Here is an 18546-nt window from a genome sequence, read left to right on the forward strand (position 1 = left end):
GTGTCGGTGTGTACAATGACCTCCCTTTTGTCCCCGCAAAGCTGGCGTACGTTCGGCGCGGATGGCAAGTGGTTGAATTGAAAAGAAATTTGCCTCGACAAGAGGCAGCCTGGTGAGAAAGTGTCTATGAAAGCAGGTCTGTACCAACCAGATGAATTCAAGGATAACTGCGGTTTCGGCCTGATTGCCCATATGCAGGGCGAGCCCAGTCATACCCTTTTGCAAACGGCCATCGAGGCCCTGACCTGCATGACCCACCGCGGTGGGATTAATGCCGACGGCAAGACCGGTGACGGTTGCGGTCTGCTGATTCAAAAGCCGGACGTGTTCCTGCGAGCTATCGCCCAGGAAACGTTCGGCGTCGAAATGCCCAAGCAATATGCCGTGGGCATGGTCTTCTTCAACCAGGACCCGGTCAAAGCCGAAGCCGCTCGCGCGAACATGAACCGCGAGATTCTGGCCGCCGGCCTGCAGTTGGTCGGCTGGCGAAAAGTGCCGATCGACACCAGCGTCCTCGGCCGCCTGGCCCTTGAGCGCCTGCCGCAGATCGAGCAAGTGTTCATCGGCGGTGAAGGTCTGAGCGACCAGGAAATGGCGATCAAGCTGTTCAGTTCGCGTCGTAAATCGTCCGTGGCCAACGCTGCCGACGTCGATCACTACATCTGCAGCTTTTCCCACAAGACCATCATTTACAAAGGCCTGATGATGCCGGCGGATTTGACCGCCTTCTATCCAGACCTGAGCGATGAGCGCCTGAAAACCGCCATCTGCGTGTTCCACCAGCGCTTCTCCACCAATACCCTGCCGAAATGGCCGCTGGCTCAACCGTTCCGCTTCCTGGCGCACAACGGCGAGATCAACACCATCACCGGCAATCGCAACTGGGCCGTGGCCCGTCGCACCAAGTTCGCCAACGACCTGATGCCCGATCTCGAAGAGCTCGGTCCGCTGGTCAACCGTGTCGGTTCCGACTCATCCAGCATGGACAACATGCTCGAGCTGATGGTCACCGGTGGCATCGACCTGTTCCGTGGCGTGCGGATGATCATTCCGCCCGCGTGGCAGAACGTCGAAACCATGGACCCGGATCTGCGTGCGTTCTACGAGTACAACTCGATGCACATGGAACCGTGGGACGGTCCGGCCGGCGTGGTAATGACCGACGGTCGCTACGCGGTGTGCCTGCTCGACCGTAACGGTCTGCGTCCGGCGCGTTGGGTCACCACCAAGAACGGTTTCATCACCCTGGCGTCGGAAATCGGTGTCTGGAACTACCAGCCTGAAGACGTGATTGCCAAAGGTCGCGTTGGCCCGGGCCAGATCTTTGCCGTGGACACCGAAACCGGTCAGATCCTCGATACCGATGCGATCGACAACCGCCTGAAGTCCCGTCATCCGTACAAGCAATGGCTGCGCAAGAATGCCCTGCGCATCCAGGCGACCATGGAAGACAACGACCACGGTTCGGCGTTCTACGACGTCGATCAGCTCAAGCAATACATGAAGATGTACCAGGTCACCTTCGAAGAGCGCGACCAGGTGTTGCGTCCGCTCGGCGAACAAGGCTACGAAGCCGTGGGTTCCATGGGCGACGACACGCCGATGGCCGTGCTGTCCCAGCGCGTGCGCACGCCGTACGACTATTTCCGCCAGCAGTTCGCGCAGGTCACCAACCCGCCGATCGACCCGCTGCGTGAAGCCATCGTCATGTCGCTGGAGATCTGCCTCGGTGCCGAGCGCAACATCTTCCAGGAGTCGCCGGAACACGCTTCGCGCGTGATCCTCAGCTCGCCGGTCATTTCCCCGGCCAAGTGGCGTTCGTTGATGAACCTCGATCGTCCGGGCTTCGAGCGCGCGATCATTGACCTCAACTACGACGAAAGCGTCGGCCTCGAGGCGGCGATCCGCAACGTTGCCGACCAGGCTGAAGAAGCCGTACGCGCCGGTCGTACTCAGGTCGTGCTCAGTGACCGTCACATTGCCCCGGGCAAACTGCCGATCCACGCGTCCCTGGCGACCGGTGCGGTACACCACCGCCTGACCGAAAAAGGCCTGCGTTGCGATTCCAACATCCTGGTGGAAACCGCGACCGCTCGTGATCCACATCACTTCGCGGTGCTGATCGGTTTCGGCGCCTCGGCGGTTTATCCGTTCCTGGCTTATGAAGTGCTGGGCGACCTGATCCGCACCGGTGAAGTGCTGGGCGACCTCTATGAGGTGTTCAAGAACTACCGCAAGGGCATCACCAAAGGCCTGCTCAAGATCCTGTCGAAGATGGGCATTTCGACCATCACCTCGTACCGTGGTGCACAGCTGTTCGAAGCCATCGGCCTGTCCGAGGAAGTCTGCAACCTGAGCTTCCGTGGCGTACCGAGCCGCATCAAGGGTGCGCGTTTCGTCGACATCGAAGCCGAGCAGAAAGCCCTGGCCACCGAAGCCTGGAGCCCGCGCAAGCCGATCCAGCAAGGCGGCCTGCTGAAGTTCGTCCACGGTGGCGAATATCACGCGTACAACCCGGACGTGGTCAACACCCTGCAAGCCGCGGTGCAGCAGGGCGACTACAGCAAGTTCAAGGAATACACGTCGCTGGTGGACAACCGCCCGGTGTCGATGATCCGCGACTTGCTCAAAGTCAAAACCCTCGACACACCTCTGGACATGAGTGAGATCGAGCCGCTGGAATCGGTGCTCAAGCGCTTCGACTCCGCCGGTATCTCGCTGGGCGCCCTGTCGCCGGAAGCTCACGAAGCCCTGGCCGAGGCCATGAACCGCCTCGGTGCGCGTTCCAACTCCGGCGAAGGCGGCGAAGACCCGGCGCGCTACGGCACCATCAAGAGCTCGAAAATCAAGCAGGTTGCCACCGGCCGTTTCGGTGTGACCCCGGAGTACCTGGTCAACGCCGAAGTGCTGCAGATCAAGGTCGCCCAGGGCGCCAAGCCCGGCGAAGGTGGTCAACTGCCAGGCGGCAAGGTCAACGGTCTGATCGCCAAGCTGCGTTACGCGGTACCGGGCGTGACCCTGATTTCGCCACCGCCGCACCACGACATCTACTCGATCGAAGACTTGTCGCAGCTGATTTTCGACCTGAAACAAGTCAACCCGAAGGCGCTGGTCTCGGTGAAGCTGGTAGCAGAAGCGGGCGTCGGCACCATCGCCGCCGGTGTGGCCAAGGCCTATGCCGACCTGATCACCATTTCCGGCTACGACGGCGGCACCGGTGCTTCGCCGCTGACCTCGATCAAATACGCGGGCGCTCCGTGGGAGCTCGGCCTGGCCGAAACCCACCAGACCCTGCGCGGCAATGATCTGCGCGGCAAAGTCCGGGTGCAGACCGACGGTGGCTTGAAAACCGGCCTCGACGTGATCAAGGCGGCCATCCTCGGCGCTGAAAGCTTCGGCTTTGGCACCGCGCCGATGATCGCCCTGGGGTGCAAATACCTGCGCATCTGCCACCTGAACAACTGCGCCACCGGCGTTGCGACTCAGAACGAGAAGCTGCGCAAGGATCACTACATCGGTACCGTCGACATGGTGGTGAATTTCTTCACCTACGTCGCCGAAGAAACCCGTGAGTGGCTGGCCAAGCTGGGCGTGCGCTCCCTTGAAGAGCTGATCGGCCGTACCGATCTGCTGGAAGTGCTCGAAGGCCAGACCGCCAAGCAGCATCACCTGGACCTGACCCCGTTGCTGGGCAGCGATCACGTGCCGGCAGACAAGCCTCAGTTCTGTGGCGTCGAGCGCAACCCACCGTTCGACAAGGGCCTGCTGGCCGAGAAAATGGTCGACATGGCCACCTCGGCAATCAACGACCTGAGCGGCGCTGAGTTCGAGCTGGATATCTGCAACTGCGACCGTTCCATCGGCGCGCGGATCTCCGGCGAAATCGCCCGCAAACACGGCAACCAGGGCATGGCCAATGCGCCCATCACCTTCCGCTTCAAGGGCACGGCTGGCCAGAGCTTCGGTGTGTGGAACGCCGGTGGCCTGAACATGTACCTGGAAGGCGATGCCAACGACTACGTTGGTAAGGGCATGACCGGCGGCAAACTGGTCATCGTTCCGCCCAAGGGCAGCGTGTACAAGACTCAGGACAGTGCCATCATCGGCAACACCTGCCTGTACGGCGCCACGGGCGGCAAGCTGTTCGCCGCCGGCACCGCGGGCGAGCGTTTCGCCGTGCGTAACTCCGGTGCCCACACCGTGGTGGAAGGCACTGGCGATCACTGCTGCGAGTACATGACCGGTGGTTTCGTCTGCGTCTTGGGCAAGACCGGTTACAACTTCGGCTCTGGCATGACCGGTGGTTTCGCCTACGTGCTCGACCAGGACAACACCTTCGTTGACCGGGTCAACCACGAACTGGTGGAAATCCAGCGTATCAGCGGCGAGGCGATGGAAGCCTACCGTAGCCATCTGCAACGCGTGCTGAACGAGTACGTCGAGGAAACCGACAGCGAGTGGGGTCGTGAACTCGCCGAGAACCTCGATGATTACGTGCGTCGTTTCTGGTTGGTCAAGCCCAAGGCTGCCTCCCTGAAATCGTTGCTTTCCAGCACCCGTGCCAACCCGCAGTGATATGCGCCTGAAGAGTTTGATGAGGTTTTAAAATGGCTGAACGTCTGAATAATGACTTCCAGTTCATCGAGGTCGGGCGCAAGGATCCGAAGAAGAAACTGTTGCGTCAACGCAAGAAAGAGTTCGTGGAAATCTACGAACCGTTCAAACCCCAGCAGTCGGCCGATCAGGCCCACCGCTGCCTGGGCTGCGGTAACCCGTATTGCGAATGGAAGTGCCCGGTGCACAACTTCATTCCCAACTGGCTGAAACTGGTGGCGGAGGGCAACATCCTCGCCGCCGCCGAGCTGTCGCACCAGACCAACACCTTGCCGGAAGTTTGCGGCCGGGTGTGCCCGCAGGACCGTCTGTGCGAGGGTGCCTGCACCCTCAACGACGGCTTCGGCGCGGTGACCATCGGTTCGGTGGAGAAGTACATCACCGACACCGCGTTCGCCATGGGCTGGCGCCCGGACATGTCCAGGGTCAAACCGACCGGCAAGCGTGTCGCCATCATCGGGGCAGGTCCTGCGGGCCTGGGCTGTGCCGACGTGCTGGTGCGCGGTGGCGTGACGCCGGTGGTGTTCGACAAGAACCCGGAAATCGGCGGCCTGCTGACCTTTGGCATCCCCGAGTTCAAGCTGGAAAAGACCGTGCTGAGCAATCGCCGCGAAGTCTTCACCGGCATGGGCATCGAGTTCCGCCTCAACACCGAGGTGGGCAAGGATGTGACCATGGAGCAACTGCTCGAAGAATACGATGCCGTGTTCATGGGCATGGGCACCTACACCTACATGAAAGGCGGCTTTGCCGGTGAGGATCTGCCGGGCGTGTATGACGCGCTGGATTTCCTGATCGCCAACGTCAACCGCAACCTGGGCTTTGAAAAGTCGCCGGAAGATTTCGTCGACATGAAAGGCAAGAAGGTCGTGGTACTCGGTGGTGGCGACACGGCCATGGACTGCAACCGGACTTCGATCCGCCAGGGTGCCAAATCGGTGACCTGTGCCTATCGTCGTGACGAAGCGAACATGCCGGGCTCGCGCAAAGAGGTGAAGAACGCCAAGGAAGAAGGCGTGAAATTCCTCTACAACCGCCAACCGATCGCCATCGTTGGTGAAGACAAGGTCGAAGGCGTGAAGGTGGTCGAGACCCGCCTTGGCGAACCGGACGCCCGTGGCCGTCGAAGCCCCGAGCCGATCCCGGGCTCCGAAGAGATCATCCCGGCAGACGCCGTGGTCATCGCCTTCGGTTTCCGTCCGAGCCCGGCGCCGTGGTTCGAGCAGTTCAGCATCCAGACCGACAGCCAGGGCCGCGTCGTGGCACCGGAACAAGGTCAGTACAAGCACCAGACCAGCAACCCGAAAATCTTCGCCGGTGGCGACATGGTGCGCGGTTCCGATCTGGTGGTGACGGCGATCTTCGAAGGCCGTAATGCGGCTGAAGGGATCCTGGATTACCTGGGCGTCTAAACTGCGATTCCAAACTGAAATGCAGTAAACCTGTGGGAGCGAGCCTGCTCGCGAAGGCGGTGGATCAGTCAATAGAGATGTTGAATCTGATGCCCTCTTCGCGAGCAGGCTCGCTCCCACAATGGTTTTGTGGTGTTGCGAAGACCGTTTTCCCCCGCGACAAATTGACCCGATAGACAAAAGGTGCGGCGCTTGCCGTGCCTTTTGCGTCGAGCTCTGAGAAAATGCCCGCACTTTTTTTCCGGATGCCGACATGACTGCCCTGAAGAACGACCGTTTCCTGCGCGCACTGCTCAAGCAACCCGTAGACGTCACCCCTGTGTGGATGATGCGTCAAGCCGGCCGCTACCTGCCGGAATACCGCGCCAGCCGCGCCAAGGCCGGTGATTTCATGAGCTTGTGCATGAACCCGGCGTTCGCTTGCGAAGTCACGATGCAGCCGCTCGACCGTTATCCACAGCTGGATGCGGCGATCCTCTTCTCCGACATCCTCACCATCCCGGATGCCATGGGCCAAGGCCTGTACTTCGAAACCGGTGAAGGTCCGCGCTTCAAAAAAGTCGTCAGTACCCTGGCCGACATCGAAGCCCTGCCGATTCCCGATCCGCAGAAAGACCTGGGCTACGTGATGGACGCTGTCAGCACCATCCGCCGCGAACTCAATGGTCGTGTGCCGCTGATCGGCTTCTCCGGCAGCCCATGGACCCTGGCCACCTACATGGTCGAAGGCGGCTCGTCGAAAGACTTCCGCAAGACGAAGGCCATGCTCTACGACAACCCACAAGCCATGCACCTGCTGCTGGATAAACTCGCGCAGTCGGTCACCAGCTACCTCAACGGCCAGATCCTGGCCGGCGCGCAAGCGGTGCAGATTTTCGACACCTGGGGCGGCAATCTGTCAGCGGCGGCCTACCAGGAGTTCTCCCTGGCCTACATGCGCAAAATCGTCAGCGGCCTGATCCGCGAGCACGAAGGTCGCAAGGTGCCGGTGATCCTGTTCACCAAGAACGGCGGCCTGTGGCTGGAAAGCATCGCCGATGCTGGTGCAGATGCCTTGGGTCTGGACTGGACATGCGATATCGGCAACGCCCGTGAGCGCGTCGGCAGTAAAGTCGCGTTGCAAGGCAACATGGACCCGACCGTGCTTTACGCCAAGCCTGAAGCGATCCGCGCCGAAGTCGGCCGCATCCTTGCCAGCTATGGCAAGGGCAGCGGCCACGTGTTCAACCTGGGCCATGGCATCACACCGGAAGTCGACCCGGAGCACGCCGGTGCTTTCCTGCGCGCGGTACATGAGTTGTCGGCGCAGTATCACGAGTAAAATTCTTGAATTGTAGAAAAGCCTGTTCGGCCCGCTGCCGGACAGGCTTTTTTATGCCATTCAACTTTATGTTTAGTTGATGTCGCATCCTGTGAGAGATTTTCTAATCCGTTGTCGGATACAGAAGTAGAGAGACTTTTCCTGCTGTAAGCAGGGACTTTCCCTACATAGAAAACTCATTCATCCAAGTAAGGTTTCGGACCCTTGCCCAGCCCGGTGCTGAGCAATATCGCAAACATCGGCGCCAGTAATTCGCGCCTTACTCTTCGATATGTAGTCCGGAACTCATGTGATGAAAAATACTTCTTACAAGGGAAGTGCGTTAGCTGTCTGCACTTCTTCAATGATCCTGTTATCGACAATGTTGGCGTCTCAAGGTGCTTCTGCTCATGGCTATCTGGAAGTGCCGCCCTCGCGTGCGCTGCTTTGCCAGAAAGGCTTGAATACCAACTGTGGTGGTGCGCAATACGAACCGCAAAGTGTCGGTGAGACTTTTAAAGGTTTCCCGGCCGGTACGGGTGGTGCTCCGTTGCAAGGACCGGTTGACGGCAAAATTCCGAGCGGCGGTCACTCGTTGTTCTCCGCTCTGGACGCACAGTCCGCCACACGGTGGCATCTGACGGAAATCAAGGACCGCACCATCGATTTCCAATGGCATTACACGGCGGTGCACCCTGCGACCAAACATGAGTACTTCATTACCCGCAACGGCTGGAACCCGAACGAATCCCTCAAGCGCGCCACTTTCGAAAGCACGCCGTTCTGCACTGTAGACGGTGGCAATCAGAAACCATCCAACAGCGACAAACACAATTGCACCATTCCGGCCGACAAATCCGGTCAGCATGTGATTCTTGCAATCTGGACCGTCGGCGACACCGATGCAGCGTTTTACAACGCCGCGGACGTGAACATTCTGGCGGAACCGGAGCTGCCGGGTGGCTGGTCCTCCGTGGGCAGCATTGCGCCTTCGACTCAGTTACTGGTCGGCGACAAGGTCAAGGCCCGCGCATTCTCGGCCAACGGCGAAAACCCGCAATACAGCGTTGAAATTTCCATCGATACCGCTGAACAAGGTTTGCCGAACAACTGGTCGTTCAAGCTGGCAGAGGCCATCAACAAGGCTCACACCCTCATCCGCGCTGGCGTTCGTGATGAAAACGGCGCCATCGAACCGGTCAAGGGCAACAATAGCTTGTACGCTCAAAAAGAGAGCGGCGTAGCCCGTTACGAAGTTCAGCTGGACATGAAAGAAGACGCTGCTGCGCGCATGTCGGTAGCCTCCCAGCAAGCCGAATACGTGTTGGAAAAAGGTCTGGTCAAGGTCGACTTCAGCATGATCTCCAACCGCCAGATGAACGTTGAAGCGACCTTGTTCGACGAGAAAAACAAGCCGGTCGGATCTACGGCGGCACGTGCGGAAAGCGGCATTACCAATCTCGTCATGGATGTTCGCAGTAATCCTGGCAAGCACACCCTGACACTGGTCGGCACTACTCTGGATGGCCGCACTACACGCCAGGATACCCAGACTACCAACCTGACCGGTGAAGGCGCCGGTGCCGACTATGACTTTGTGTTCCCTGAAGGTCTCAGTGACTACAAGGCGGGCACCAAAGTGCTGCAACCGAAGACCAACGAAGTCTTTGAATGCAAGCCGTTCCCTGAATCGGGCTATTGCAAGCAATACAGCCCCACCGCCAACGGTTTTGAACCAGGCATTGGTGCGCATTGGCACATGGCCTGGAACAAGATTTAAGTCCGCGCCACTTCAGGCAGCCCGTGAAGGGTTGCCTGAAGGTTGAAATCCCTATTGAACATCGAGTAACCCGTCGTGAATTTTTCACTGAAGGTGGTGATCCTTTTCGTCCGGCAAATGAACGTGGTTGGCCTGTTGGTTTTATCGGTGGGCTGCACTGTGTTTGTGGTGTGGCAGGAGTGGCACTTTCGTGAGCAGCTACCTCGACCTTCATCGGTCGTAGCGGCGACGACACCCTCACCTGAGCGTATGCCACTGGATGCGACAGGGGTGGCGATGGTGTTTGGTTTGGCGAGTGAGGCCACGCCGCAGGTCAGTACCGAACCGTTCACCTTGCAGGCCAGTTTTGTCGTCAGCAATGGATTGTCCAAAGCGTTGCTGGCCGACGCTCAAGGTCCGCGTCTCTATCAGGTAGGCGAGCGATTGCCGGGGGGAAGCGTTCTGCGTCGAGTCGAGGCTAATCAAGTGCTGTTATGGAACAAGGGCCGTGAAGAACGGCTGACGCTGCAATCGCACGCCACACCTTTTCTGCACCCATTCGAAGCCTCAGTCAACGTAAAGGCTCCAACCGCTTCCGCACGTTATCTACGCCCGCTCACTGGGCCGTCAGAGTGATCGAATTCATGAACAGTTTCATTGGCGCGCAGCTCCTGCGCTCCATGCTTCTTCTTGCCGTACTGTCAGCAGCGACCTTGCCGGGCACGTTGCAGGCCGAGCAAGAGAAATGGCAGTTGGCGATGAACAACGCCGAGTTGCGCGACATCGTCGAAGAAATTTCGTCCATTCTCGGGATCACTGTGGTGCTGGACCCCAGAGTCTCCGGGCGCATCACCGTGATGTCTCGCCAGGCCCTTGATCGCGAAGGCGTTCGCCGGTTGTTCTATTCGGTGCTCGATGCCCACAACTTCACGGTGATCGACGAGGGTGACCGGATTCTGATTACGCCAGTGGCAGAAGCTAAAACCCGTGCCGGCAGCGGGTCCGCAAAAAACGTCACCGCCTCGCAATTTGTCACCCGGGTCATCGAGCTCAATACCAGCAGCGCCGCAGACATCGCCGGACTGGTGCGACCGCTGATCTCGGTCAACGGCTATGTCGGCCCGTCAGTGTCGGCCAATGCGCTGGTGGTGACGGACACGGCCGCCAATGTTCAACGCATTGCCCGAGTGGTTCGGCAACTGGACTCCGGGCAGGGCGACATGCATGCGGTGGTTCAATTGCAGCACGCCCAAGCCGGCGATGTGGCGTCGTTGATGGGGGCTTCTCTAGGCAAACGCAACGCCGACACCGCGATCCAGGTTCTGGCCGACAATCGGACCAACCGTCTGATCCTTATCGGCCCCCCTGCAGTTCGCCAACGCTTGACCGAGCTTGCTCGCGGTCTAGACATCCGTGCCACGGCGAGTCCTGATAACGCCCGTGTGCTGCGCCTGCGCCATAGTGATGCCGGGCAACTGGCCGAGATTCTGGAATCCATGGGGCAGGGCAGAAAGGCACCTGCGACCCTTGCTGGCGTGAAGGAAGCGTCCTCTGGTACGACCTTCATGATCAAGGCCGACGAAAGCCAGAATGCGCTGGTGCTGATGGCCGAGCCAGCGCAAGTCAAGATCATCGAAAGCATCGTGCGACAGCTGGATCAGCCTCGGGCGCAAGTGCTGATCCATGCCGCCATCGTCGAAATTTCCGGGGACATCGCCGAAGCGGTGGGTGTGCAATGGGGCATTAACACCGGTGATGCCAAGGGTTTCATCAACTTCCCCGGCACTGATATTCCCATCGTCGGCGGACTGAAATTCGACGAGAAAAAATCGGCGCCGGAAGGCGCAATTCTGCAGCTGGGCGGTGACCGTTTCGGTGCGTTGATTTCTGCCCTGGCCAGCAACACCCGCAGCAATCTGCTCTCCACGCCGAGTCTTCTGACCCTGGACAATCAGGAAGCAGAAATCATCGTTGGTCAGAACGTACCGTTCAAAACCGGTTCCTACGCCACCAACAGCAGCGGCGCGGACAATCCGTTTACCACGGTCGAACGCAAGGATGTGGGCATCAGCCTGAAGATCAAGCCTTATATCAACGACGGCTCCAGCCTGCGCCTGGAAGTCGAGCAAGAGGTGTCGGACATTGCGCCTTCGGTATCGGGCATTGATTCCTCTGACCTGATCACCAACAAACGGGCGCTCAAGAGCACCATCCTGGCTGACGATGGCGAAATCATCGTGATTGGCGGCCTGATCCGCGATAGCGTGCGCACCCAGAAAAGCGGGGTGCCGCTGCTGCGCGACATTCCATACCTCGGCGCCCTGTTCCGCTGGACCCGCGACACCCAGACCAAGAGCAATCTGATGGTGTTTTTGCGGCCGACCATCGTGCGCAGCAAGGAAGACCTGACCGACGTCAGCCAGCAGCGTTACAACGCGCTGCGTGACCTGAGTCAGCGCGGGGCGCGGGACAACAACTCGTTGCTCCTTCCCGCCGATGCGCGTCAGTTGTTCGAGCCGGTGTCCGATGCGCCGCTGCTCGACTTGCGCCAGCCGGCGCCGAATGCACCATGACTGACTCGAGCGTAATTTGCGAGCCGCTGCCTTTCGGGTTTGCCCGCAGGTTTGGTGTCCTGCTGGAGCGCGAGGACGATGAATGGACCTTGGTGATATGCACCGATACGCCGCTCACCGCCGTGGCCGAGGCGCGTCGCGTGTGTGGCCAGGATCTACGGCTGCGATTGCTGCAACCCGAGGTGTTTGCGGCTCGGCTGGCGGCTGCGTATCGCGAAGGGCAGAGCGCCGCCGAGCAGGTTGCACAAGGGCTGGACGAAGAGCTTGACCTGTTGAGCCTGGTGGACCAGGTACCAAAAACCGCCGACCTGCTGGAGCAACAGGGTGATGCGCCGATCATCCGTCTGATCAATGCGTTGCTCAGCGAGGCTGTACGCGAGCATGCGTCCGACGTGCATCTGGAAACCTTCGAGCAGTACTTGTCGGTGCGCATGCGCATCGACGGGCAGTTGCGTGAAATGCTTCGGCCAAGACGCGAACTGGCGACGCTGCTGGTGTCGCGGATCAAAGTCATGGCGCGGCTGGACATCGCGGAAAAGCGAATTCCCCAGGACGGACGGATGGCCCTGCGGCTGGCAGGGCATGAAGTCGATGTGCGAGTCTCAACGCTGCCTTCGGCGCACGGAGAAAGGGTGGTGTTGCGGTTGCTCGATAAACAGGCCGGACGCCTGGAATTGCAGCGCCTGGGCATGCCGGACGACATCCTCGCGGCGTTGCGCCGATTGCTGGGCAAACCCCATGGCATCCTGCTGGTTACCGGACCCACCGGCTCCGGGAAAACCACCAGTCTGTATGCCGCGCTGAGCAGTCTGAACGATCAGACCCGCAACATTCTTACGGTCGAAGATCCCATCGAATACCACTTGCCGGGGATCGGCCAGATGCCGGTCAATCCAAAGGTCGACATGACTTTCGCTCGAGGTTTGCGGGCGATTCTGCGACAGGATCCGGACGTGGTGATGGTCGGTGAAATCCGCGACCGCGAGACTGCGGAAATTGCCGTCCAGGCTTCGCTGACCGGGCATTTGGTGCTTTCGACCTTACACACCAACAGTGCGGTCGGCGCGGTGACGCGTTTGGTGGACATGGGCGTCGATGCCTATCTGCTGGCGTCGTCTTTGGTGGGCATTCTGGCCCAGCGTTTACTGCGCAGGTTGTGTGGTCATTGCAAGGTGTCGTACTGCGCGGATGCAGCGGCGTGCCAGCGGCTGGGGCTCGACTCGGCGTCACCGCCGATGCTGTTCCGAGCGGTGGGGTGCGATCAGTGTCAGCACGGTTATCGCGGGCGGATCGGGATCTATGAGCTGATCGAGGTGACGCCTGTCGTCTCGACGCTGATTCATCAAGGCGCCAGTGAGCAGGCGTTGATGGGTGAAACGCGCAAGGTATCACGCAGCCTGTTTCAGGATGGCCGCCAACGGGTGCTGGACGGCGTGACCAGTCTCGATGAGTTACTGCGCGTGACTCAGGAGGACTAGGCATGCCGACGTTCGATTACCGCGCTGATGATGCAAAGGGCCGACGTTGCAAGGGCCGGCTTGAGGCGGATAGCCCGCGTCATGCCCGGCAGCTGATGCGTGAGCAAGGCTTATGGCCGCGCCAATTGCATGAAACCAGGGGTGGCGACGAGGGAACGCAGCGACGCAGCGCAGGCCTCAGTGCCGCGGACCTGGCGCTGTTGACGTTGCAACTGTCCACCCTCGTTCAAGCCGGTCTGCCGCTTGAGGAAGCCCTTGAGGCGGTAGCGAAACAGAGTGCCAAACGAAAGGTTATCGGTCTGTTATCGGCGGTCCGCAGTCGGGTGATGGAAGGCCATGCCCTTTCCACAGCGTTGGGTCTGTTTCCCAAAGCGTTTCCCGAATTGTTTCGTGCCACCGTTGCTGCCGGTGAGCGCTCCGGTCATTTGGGTGATGTGCTTGAGCAGCTAGCGGCTTACACGCAGGCGCGTCAGGCCTCGCGACAGAAAATCCAGATGGCCCTGGTGTACCCGTTGATCCTGATGCTGACCAGCGTGGTGATCGTCGGCTTTCTGCTCGGTTATGTAGTGCCGGACGTGGTGAAGATTTTCGTCGACAGTGGCCAGGCATTGCCTTGGCTGACCATGGCGTTGATCAGCGTGAGCGACGGCTTGCGCAATCATGGGCTGCTGCTGATAGGCGGCTTGGCCATGCTGATCAGCCTCTGGCGCTGGAGCCTTCGCCAGCCGGCAGGGCGGCTGCGCTGGCATCGTCTGGTGTTGAAGCTTCCGGTGATTGGCGAAGTGCTACGGGCCATCGAAGCGGCGCGGTTTGCCAGCACGCTGGCGATCCTCGGCAAAAGTGCGGTGCCTTTGGTCGACGCGCTGGAAATCGCCGCCGCCGTCATTGGCAACCTGACCATTCGTGCGCGCATGGCCGATGTCGCCCGCTCGGTCCGCGAGGGTGGCACCTTGACCCGAGGCCTGGAATTGAGCGGCGACATCCCGCCGATGATGCTGCACATGATCGCCAGCGGCGAACGGGCCGGAGAACTCGACCGCATGCTGGCCCGCGCCGCCGAACAACAGGAAAACAGCCTGGCGGCGCGCATTTCCCTGGTGGTGAGCCTGTTCGAGCCGGCCATGCTCGTGCTGATGGGCGCCATTGTGCTGCTGATCGTCCTGGCCATCCTGCTACCCATTCTCAGCCTCAACCAATTGGTGAATTGACCCATGAACGCTTTACGTCACAGCGCTTCCCAGCGTGGTTTTACCCTGATCGAAATCATGGTGGTGGTCGTCATCATCGGCATCCTGGGGGCCATCGTGGTGCCCCAGTTCATGAGCCGTCCTGATCAGGCCAAAGTCACGGCGGCCAAAACCGATATCCAGGCCATCGCCACTGCTCTGGAAATGTATCGCCTCGACAACTTCCAGTACCCCTCGACGCAGCAGGGACTGGAGGCGTTGCACAAACGTCCTTCCGGGTTGCCGGCGGCGCGTAACTGGAATCCTCAGGGTTACCTGAAAAGCCTGCCCGTGGATCCGTGGGGTACCCCTTATCAATACCTCAACCCCGGTGTGAAATCGGTCGATGGCACCTACGACCTGTACTCCCTCGGTTCCGATGGCGTGGTGGGTGGCGAAGGGCACGCGGCCGACATCGGCAACGGGGGGTGATGCATGCCGCGTCGCTGTCGGGGGTTTACCTTGCTGGAATTGATGATCGTGATCGTGTTGATCGGTGTGCTGGTGGGCATGGTGAGCTTTGCCACCGGCATGAACCCGGCACGTCAGGCCAGCCAAGAAGCGCAAGCCCTCGCGGGGATGATTCGACAGTTGCGTGAGCGGGCGGTGCTCGAGAGTCAGGAGTACGGTGTACGGTTGAGCACCGACGGTTACCGGGCAATGCGGCTTGACAGGCGCGGCTGGGAACCGGTGACGGCGTTCTATCGATGGCCCGATGACTTGCGCCCACGACTGGATCACGACGGGTATTTCGTGAGTTTGGGTGCTGACGAAGGACCTCCTCAGCTGTTGATGCTCAGCAGCGATGAAACCAGCGTGTTCACCTTGACGTTCGAAACCGGGGGCCGAAGCTGGTTGACCCTGTCCAGCGATGGTATCGGCGAGGTGCGGATCGATGGCTAAGCCGTCTTTCGTACCGCCCATGGGTGGCTTCACCTTGTTGGAAATCATGGTGTCGCTGGCAATTTTCGCGACCCTGGCGACAGCGGTGCTGTCGGCGAGCCAATACGTGGTGAAGCAAGCCGGCAACCTCGAGGAACGGCTTATCGCGGCGTGGGTGGCGGACAACCGATTGAATGAACTGCGCCTGCAACCTGGCCTGGACATTGGACAGTCTCAGCGGATAGTGCGGATGGATCGTCGCGATTGGGTCGTTCGGCAACACGTCCAGGCGGCAAGCCGCGAACGCCTGTTCAAGGTCGATGTCGATGTCAGCCTGAGCGGGCGCGATCAGACCGTGCATCGCGCCAGTGGCTGGATACTCGGACCTCATGAATAAACAGGCCGGGTTCACCTTGATCGAGCTGGTGATCGCCATTGCGATCTTCGCCTTGCTGGGTCTGGCGAGTTGGACGCTGTTCGACGGTGTGGCGCGCGTGCAACAGGGCACCATGACCCATGAGCGGGAGTGGCGAAGCCTGCAACGTGCCGTGGCCGTGATCGAACGCGACCTGTTGCACATCACCGAACAACCCATCGTGCTTGATCAAGGGCAGTTGCACTTGCAACGCAGCAATTGGCGAAATCCGCTGGATCAGCCGCGCAGCGAGCGGCAGGCACTGACCTATCGAATCGCCAACGGCGTGCTGTGGCGCGAGAGCCAGGGAGAAGGCTCGCTGATCCTGCATCGGCAAAAACTGCTCGACGAGGTTCGGCACCTGAGCTGGCGGCTGTTCGACGGTCAGGTGGGCTGGCGTGGCGATGGCCGCGTGGAGACGCCGCTGGCGCTGGAAATGGAAGTCTCGGCGGGACGTTTCGACGCGATCCGTCGGGTGCTGTTGTTGCCGGGTGTACCAAAATGAAGACACGGCAACGTGGCGTGGCATTGATCAGCGTGTTGCTGGTCATGAGCCTGGCGCTATTGATCATCGGCGGCGTGCTGCGCAGCCATCATTCGTTGCTGCAAAGCAGCGGGCAGCAGCTGCAGCAGTTGCACCTGCGTCAGCTCGCTGCGGCTGGGGAAGCCTGGGCAATTTCACGGTTGCGGATGCAGCAGAACAACAGCGATCCGATCCCTGATCAGTCGCCTGGCTTGGATATCGAAAACGCGCAAATCCACGTTGATATTGAAGACCTGGCCGGACGCTTCAATCTTAATGCGTTGCTGAATCAGGGCCAGATCGATCAGGTCACGCTCAATCGCTGGGCGCGTTTGCTGAGTGTGCTTCAACTTCCGCCATTGCCGCTTGAGCAGGTAGGCGTATTGCGAGAGCTGAGTCAGCTGCGTTTGCTGGCGGGCGTCGATGGTGAACGGCTGCGTCAACTGGAACCCTGGGTCGCCCTGCTGCCCACGGACGCGGCGTTGAACATCAATACGGCACCGGCGCTGATATTGCGCACGCTCGATGGCGTCGAACCCGTACTGGCTGAAGACCTGCTGCGCCAGCGCTCGAAATCCCCCTGGCCAAGCGTTCAGGCTTTTACCCAAGACCCGTTGCTATCGGGTCTGGGCTTGAGCAGTCATGGCCTGGGCATCGGCAGTCGCTGGTATCGGATCACCGTTGAGGTGACCCTGGGGCAAAGAGGACTGCGCCTGGCTACCGATGTCGAACGCGATCCCAAGACACGCCGACTGAAAGTCCTGCAACGACGTTTGCTGCCATCGAATACCCAAGAGAAAACCCCATGAAAACCTGGCTCTACCTGTCGCCCGAAGGACTGGCCGCGCCATCGGCCGGCTGGCCCTGCTGCCTGTGGTCATCGACGGGTCAACGACAGCTCATGCCTATGAATCAGGCGGCCCAGACGCTGAACGGCAATCCCGTCGACCTGCTGTTGCCCATGGAACTGTGCAGTTGGTTGCGCAGCGAGCCGTGGCCTTCCGCCCGTCGACCCAATGCACAAGCCATCGCATTCGCCATTGAAGAGCAACTGAGCGAGACGCTCGAGCAGCTGCATCTGAGCGTTGGTACCCGCGATGCGCAAGGGCGCTATCCGGTGATGGTGATTGGCCGCGAGCGCTTTGCCGCTGTGCTTACATTGTTGACCGAGGCAGGTGTGCAAGTGCGCTCCGTTTTTGTCGATGCCGATCTCTTGCCGCAGGATCAGGCTCTGGGCGTTTGGTGGTTTGGTCGCTGGGTACTGGGCGGCGGTCTGGCGGCTCGCCTGACATTGTCAGACGACGGATTGGCGCTCATCAGGCCGATGTTGTCATCGGACAGACAATGGCGCGACGAACGTGAGGGGGATGTCGATCAATGGCTGATTGACGGCCATGGGCAAGCAATCAACCTGCTGCACGGTGACTTTGCCAAAAAGCGAAGACCACTGCCGTGGCGGGTTGGAGGGGTGGCAATACTGATGCTGTTGCTGCTGAACTGGGGCGCCAGTGAAACGCGAATCCGCTATCTGGAAAATGAAAGTCGCCAGCTCTACAGCCATAGTGAACAGCAGTTCAGGGCGCTGTACCCGGAGCAGACCCGCATCGTCGACCTCGCTGCGCAACTCACGGCACTGCAAGGCCAGGGTACGCAGTCTCGGGGCGGTCATATCGCCGGCCTGGTCAAACGGGTCGAGCAAGTCATCGGCGCCAGCCCTGTCGAAGTCAAGCGCATCGAGTTTCGTGATGGCGATGGCTGGAAAATCCAGCTGACAATCAACAGCTTTGCCGAGCTGGAACTGCTTCGCGAGCGCGGGCGACAGCAAGGCTTGCCTGTGCGGGTCGACAACGCGAGCAAGGATCGTGACCGGGTTCAAGCGACGTTGAGCATGGAGCAAGACGTATGACGCCATGGAAGGCGGTGATCCTGCGTTGGCAGCGTCTGTCCGCCCGCGAGCAATGGGCGTTGCGGGTGCTTGGCGTTTTTGTCCTGAGCGTCGCGGCATTCAATCTGATCTGGCAACCGGTGCAGCAACGGCTGGCGATCGCCGAGCGCCAGTATCAACACCAACTGGCACTGGCGGCTCTGCTGCAACGAGCGCGGCCCCATAGCAGTGTTCCCGAACCTACCGACCAACCCCTGTCGCTGCGCCTCAACGAAAGTGCCGCCACGGCGGGGTTGGAATTGCATCAGATGGACACCGACGCCGACCTGCTGCGCCTGACCCTCAGCGGCGACGCCAAGGCCTTGTTGTCGTGGCTGGACCAGATCGAGCGCGAGGGTGTTGCGCTGCGATCTCTGACTCTGGAAAAGCGCGATACGGTGCTGCACGCGCAGGTGGTGCTCAGACAGTGATACCCACCA

The 18546-nt window shown here is 60.2% G+C and carries 15 protein-coding genes; all 15 read left to right on the top strand.

Going from position 1 to position 18546, the window contains the following annotated elements:
• Positions 1-126 precede the first annotated feature (126 nt).
• The 15 genes from gltB to AC07ZE_RS02720 all read left to right on the top strand — a co-directional run bounded on the left by gltB (position 127) and on the right by AC07ZE_RS02720 (position 18537).
• A complete protein-coding gene (gltB, locus tag AC07ZE_RS02650; RefSeq protein WP_207260928.1) occupies positions 127-4575 on the top strand; it encodes a glutamate synthase large subunit in 4449 nt (1482 codons plus the stop codon).
• A 32-nt stretch (positions 4576-4607) separates the two neighbouring features.
• Positions 4608-6026: an FAD-dependent oxidoreductase gene (locus AC07ZE_RS02655; protein ID WP_137804125.1), complete on the top strand. Its 1419-nt coding sequence runs from the start codon at positions 4608-4610 to the stop codon at positions 6024-6026.
• Positions 6027-6279: 253 nt separating this feature from the next.
• Positions 6280-7347 carry a uroporphyrinogen decarboxylase gene (hemE, locus tag AC07ZE_RS02660; RefSeq protein ID WP_096513788.1) on the top strand — a complete coding sequence of 356 codons (1068 nt, stop codon included), beginning with the start codon at positions 6280-6282 and terminating at the stop codon, positions 7345-7347.
• Positions 7348-7639: 292 nt separating this feature from the next.
• Entirely contained in the window at positions 7640-9106 is a 1467-nt protein-coding gene (gbpA, locus tag AC07ZE_RS02665; RefSeq protein ID WP_207260938.1) for an N-acetylglucosamine-binding protein GbpA, read from the top strand.
• A 75-nt stretch (positions 9107-9181) separates the two neighbouring features.
• Positions 9182-9721 carry a type II secretion system protein N gene (locus tag AC07ZE_RS02670; RefSeq protein ID WP_310650354.1) on the top strand — a complete coding sequence of 180 codons (540 nt, stop codon included), beginning with the start codon at positions 9182-9184 and terminating at the stop codon, positions 9719-9721.
• 8 nt (positions 9722-9729) lie between these two features.
• Entirely contained in the window at positions 9730-11658 is a 1929-nt protein-coding gene (gspD, locus tag AC07ZE_RS02675) for a type II secretion system secretin GspD (protein WP_207260952.1), read from the top strand.
• A complete protein-coding gene (gene gspE, locus AC07ZE_RS02680) occupies positions 11655-13136 on the top strand; it encodes a type II secretion system ATPase GspE (protein WP_207260954.1) in 1482 nt (493 codons plus the stop codon). Before gspD ends, gspE begins: the two co-directional genes overlap by 4 nt.
• 2 nt (positions 13137-13138) lie before the next feature.
• Entirely contained in the window at positions 13139-14344 is a 1206-nt protein-coding gene (gene gspF / locus AC07ZE_RS02685) for a type II secretion system inner membrane protein GspF (protein WP_207260961.1), read from the top strand.
• 3 nt (positions 14345-14347) lie between these two features.
• Positions 14348-14794, top strand: a complete 447-nt coding sequence (gspG, locus tag AC07ZE_RS02690) for a type II secretion system major pseudopilin GspG (RefSeq protein WP_207260972.1) — start codon at positions 14348-14350, stop codon at positions 14792-14794.
• A gap of 3 nt (positions 14795-14797) precedes the next feature.
• A complete protein-coding gene (gene gspH, locus AC07ZE_RS02695) occupies positions 14798-15265 on the top strand; it encodes a type II secretion system minor pseudopilin GspH (protein ID WP_207260982.1) in 468 nt (155 codons plus the stop codon).
• On the top strand, positions 15258-15641 hold the full coding sequence (gspI, locus tag AC07ZE_RS02700; RefSeq protein WP_207260993.1) for a type II secretion system minor pseudopilin GspI: 384 nt from the start codon (positions 15258-15260) through the stop codon (positions 15639-15641). Before gspH ends, gspI begins: the two co-directional genes overlap by 8 nt.
• Positions 15634-16164 carry a type II secretion system protein GspJ gene (locus AC07ZE_RS02705; protein WP_207260995.1) on the top strand — a complete coding sequence of 177 codons (531 nt, stop codon included), beginning with the start codon at positions 15634-15636 and terminating at the stop codon, positions 16162-16164. The genes gspI and AC07ZE_RS02705 overlap by 8 nt, the downstream gene beginning before the upstream one ends.
• Positions 16161-16991 (top strand): type II secretion system minor pseudopilin, encoded by an 831-nt coding sequence (locus tag AC07ZE_RS02710; RefSeq protein ID WP_207260997.1) that lies wholly within the window; start codon positions 16161-16163, stop codon positions 16989-16991. Before AC07ZE_RS02705 ends, AC07ZE_RS02710 begins: the two co-directional genes overlap by 4 nt.
• Positions 16988-18088 carry a type II secretion system protein GspL gene (gene gspL, locus AC07ZE_RS02715; RefSeq protein ID WP_207261000.1) on the top strand — a complete coding sequence of 367 codons (1101 nt, stop codon included), beginning with the start codon at positions 16988-16990 and terminating at the stop codon, positions 18086-18088. The genes AC07ZE_RS02710 and gspL overlap by 4 nt, the downstream gene beginning before the upstream one ends.
• Positions 18085-18537: a type II secretion system protein M gene (locus AC07ZE_RS02720; protein WP_219739370.1), complete on the top strand. Its 453-nt coding sequence runs from the start codon at positions 18085-18087 to the stop codon at positions 18535-18537. The genes gspL and AC07ZE_RS02720 overlap by 4 nt, the downstream gene beginning before the upstream one ends.
• Positions 18538-18546 lie beyond the last annotated feature (9 nt).

The sequence above is a fragment of the Pseudomonas sp. GW101-3H06 genome, from assembly GCF_059424605.1.

What these genes read in the sequence shown, in the direction of transcription:
- gltB (WP_207260928.1), top strand. Translation starts at nt 127, where the DNA reads ATGAAAGCAGGTCTGTACCAACCAGATGAATTCAAGGATAACTGCGGT.
- AC07ZE_RS02655 (WP_137804125.1), top strand. Translation starts at nt 4,608, where the DNA reads ATGGCTGAACGTCTGAATAATGACTTCCAGTTCATCGAGGTCGGGCGC.
- hemE (WP_096513788.1), top strand. Translation starts at nt 6,280, where the DNA reads ATGACTGCCCTGAAGAACGACCGTTTCCTGCGCGCACTGCTCAAGCAA.
- gbpA (WP_207260938.1), top strand. Translation starts at nt 7,640, where the DNA reads ATGAAAAATACTTCTTACAAGGGAAGTGCGTTAGCTGTCTGCACTTCT.
- gspD (WP_207260952.1), top strand. Translation starts at nt 9,730, where the DNA reads ATGAACAGTTTCATTGGCGCGCAGCTCCTGCGCTCCATGCTTCTTCTT.
- gspE (WP_207260954.1), top strand. Translation starts at nt 11,655, where the DNA reads ATGACTGACTCGAGCGTAATTTGCGAGCCGCTGCCTTTCGGGTTTGCC.
- gspF (WP_207260961.1), top strand. Translation starts at nt 13,139, where the DNA reads ATGCCGACGTTCGATTACCGCGCTGATGATGCAAAGGGCCGACGTTGC.
- gspG (WP_207260972.1), top strand. Translation starts at nt 14,348, where the DNA reads ATGAACGCTTTACGTCACAGCGCTTCCCAGCGTGGTTTTACCCTGATC.
- gspH (WP_207260982.1), top strand. Translation starts at nt 14,798, where the DNA reads ATGCCGCGTCGCTGTCGGGGGTTTACCTTGCTGGAATTGATGATCGTG.
- gspI (WP_207260993.1), top strand. Translation starts at nt 15,258, where the DNA reads ATGGCTAAGCCGTCTTTCGTACCGCCCATGGGTGGCTTCACCTTGTTG.
- AC07ZE_RS02705 (WP_207260995.1), top strand. Translation starts at nt 15,634, where the DNA reads ATGAATAAACAGGCCGGGTTCACCTTGATCGAGCTGGTGATCGCCATT.
- AC07ZE_RS02710 (WP_207260997.1), top strand. Translation starts at nt 16,161, where the DNA reads ATGAAGACACGGCAACGTGGCGTGGCATTGATCAGCGTGTTGCTGGTC.
- gspL (WP_207261000.1), top strand. Translation starts at nt 16,988, where the DNA reads ATGAAAACCTGGCTCTACCTGTCGCCCGAAGGACTGGCCGCGCCATCG.
- AC07ZE_RS02720 (WP_219739370.1), top strand. Translation starts at nt 18,085, where the DNA reads ATGACGCCATGGAAGGCGGTGATCCTGCGTTGGCAGCGTCTGTCCGCC.